Origin of the sequence: Streptomyces sp. FH025 (assembly GCF_017427025.1) — a bacterium.
Taxonomy (GTDB): domain Bacteria; phylum Actinomycetota; class Actinomycetes; order Streptomycetales; family Streptomycetaceae; genus Kitasatospora.
The window spans coordinates 1-2,335 of the sequence record NZ_JAFLNG010000955.1 but is presented as its reverse complement, the minus strand read 5'-3'; the positions used below and the strand labels follow the sequence as shown (position 1 = coordinate 2,335).

Genomic DNA, 2,335 nt, shown 5'->3' with positions numbered 1-2,335 from the left:
ACGCCCGCGCCCCGGCGGCCGTACGACCGGTCGCAAGGAGAACCATGACCGACACCGGTCGGCGGGTCCGGCCCCTGCGGACCCTCGACGCCCGGCCGGCCCGCTACCCCTCGCAGGCGCAGGCCGAGTCCGCGGCCAGGCGGCTCGCGCTGCGCCACCCGGACCGCTGCCGGCTGCGCGAGGTGGGCCGTTCCCGGGCCGGCCGCCCGCTGCTGCTGCTCTCCGTCGACCGCGGGCCGCGCGCCGCGCTGGTGGTCGGCGGCCCGCACCCCAATGAGCCGATCGGCACGGCCTCCGCCGTCCGGCTGGCCGAGGTGCTGCTGGAGCGCCCCGCCCGCCCCGGCCTGTCCTGGCACCTGCTGCTCTGCCTGGATCCGGACGGTGCCGCGCTCAACGCGGGCTGGCTGGACGGCCCGCTCACCATGCGCCGCCACTACGAGCACTTCTTCCGCCCCGCCTTCGAGGAGCAGCCCGAGCTGCTGCCCGCCCCCGGCTCCGGTCGCCCGCCGATGCCGGAGAGCGTGGCGTTGACCGGCCTCATCGACGAGCTGCGCCCGTTCCTCCAGTGCTCGCTGCACGGGGTGGACTTCGGCGGCGCCTTCGTGCAGCTGACCGGTCCGGTGCGCGGTCTGGCCGAGCGCTTCGCCCGTTCCGCGGACCGGGCCGGCCTGCCGCTGGACGTGGACTCCTACGACGCGGTCGGCTGGGCCAGTCCCGCGCCCGGCACCTACCTGATGCCGGCGCCCGACAGCGCGGACACCTCCCGGGCCCTGCCGGACGAACCCGAGCTGTCCACCTGGTCGTACGCCGCCCGGTACGGCGCGGTCACGGCCGTCCTGGAGGTCCCGATGTGGGCGGTGGACGCGGTCGGCGACGCCCGCCCGCACCCGGCGGGTCCGCAGGCCGTGCGGGACGCCGCCCACGGGCTCACCGAGCGCGCCGAGGAGCTGTCCGCGCTGCTCGCGCGCGTCCCGGCGCAGGCCCGGGAGGAGCACGGCCCGCTGGTGCGCACCGTCGAGTTCAACCTGGCGGTGGCGCCGCGGGTGGCCGACGAGTGGCTGGAGCTCTGGTGCCCCCGGCCGTTGAGCGCCTCCCGGGCGACCACTGCCGGGCTGGTCGCCGCCCGGCTGCCGCTGCGGGTCGCCTCGATCCTGCTGCGGCTGCTCGCGGACGCCCGCGGTCCGGCCGCGGAGGCCGCCCGTGAGCGGGCCCGGGCGGTGGTCACCGAGAGCCTGGACCGGCTGCGCCTTCGTTTCGGCGCCCGCTGGGTGCCGGTCCAGGAGCAGTTGGCGCACCAGACCCGTGCGGTGCTCACCGCCGCCGACTGCCTGCTCCAGCCGATCTGACGCATCTGAATGCATCTGATGTACCGTCAACTATGAAGCAGTGAACGGAGGATGGGCCCGATCCGGTCCGCCAGCCGGTACTCACCCTCAGGCGTCGGGTGCAGTCCGTCGACGTACACCTCCTCGGCCTCGGCGAGCGGCAGCACCTCCCGCCCGTCGATCAGGTGCAGCCGGGTGTCGCCGAGCCCCTGGAGCACCCGGACGGCGTCGCCGGTGAGTTCGCGGATGCCCGCCAGGGTGAGCCCGGCGGCGTTGACCGCCTCCTCGCGTTCCACCGAGGGCAGGGCGGCGACCACGGCGATCTCCGCGTCGGGCTGCGCGTCCCGGATCGTCTCGACGAAGCCGCACACCGCCGGGCCCCAGCTGCGCGCGGTGAAGGCGCCGCGCAGGTAGGCGTTGGTGCCGATCTCCAGGGTGACCAGGTCGGCCGGGGTGTCCCGCACGACCCGGGCGACCAGCGGGTCCAGGTAGGCCTCGCCGGCGAAGCCGAGGTTGCGCAGCCGCCAGCCGTAGCGCCGGGCGATCAGCGAGACCCAGCTCTCCGACGGCCCGTACGGGTACATGGCGTGGGTGAGCGAACTCCCGTACGCCACCCAGCGCGGGCCGTCCCGCCGCACCGGTTCCAGCATCCGGTGGCCGTGGAAGCCGACCGGCCCCAGCCAGGTGCGGGAGAGCTGCGGCAGCCACACCTCGACCTCGGCGGGCTCCCCCGGCAGCGCCACGGCGAGGCGGCCGACGCCTCCGGCCGCCGGGCGTCGGCGGTGGGCGAGGCGGCCGTCGACCAGGACGTCCAGCGGCCCGTCGCCGGGCTCCGCCGCGAGCTCCAGCAGCAGCCGGTCGGCGTCGGTGCGGACGGCGAAGCGGGCGCCGACCGGAAGTCGGGCGAGCCGGGCGAAGTTGGCGGAGAGCGTGGTGGCGACGCGCTCCTCCGGTAGGCGCAGCGGCAGTAGGAGGCCGTCCCGGGCCTCGAAGCCGCAGATCCCGTCCCA

2 protein-coding genes are annotated in these 2,335 nt (G+C 76.3%); one reads left to right on the top strand and one right to left on the bottom strand.

Annotated features, from left to right (window positions below; genetic code table 11):
• The first annotated feature begins 44 nt into the window (after positions 1-44).
• Positions 45-1,346, top strand: a complete 1,302-nt coding sequence (locus tag J0670_RS36065; RefSeq protein WP_207816924.1) for a M14 family zinc carboxypeptidase — start codon at positions 45-47, stop codon at positions 1,344-1,346.
• A gap of 26 nt (positions 1,347-1,372) precedes the next feature.
• On the opposite strand, the gene J0670_RS36060 is transcribed toward J0670_RS36065, so the two are convergent.
• A partial coding sequence (locus tag J0670_RS36060; RefSeq protein WP_207816921.1) for a GDSL-type esterase/lipase family protein occupies positions 1,373-2,335 on the bottom strand: 963 nt, incomplete at its 5' end.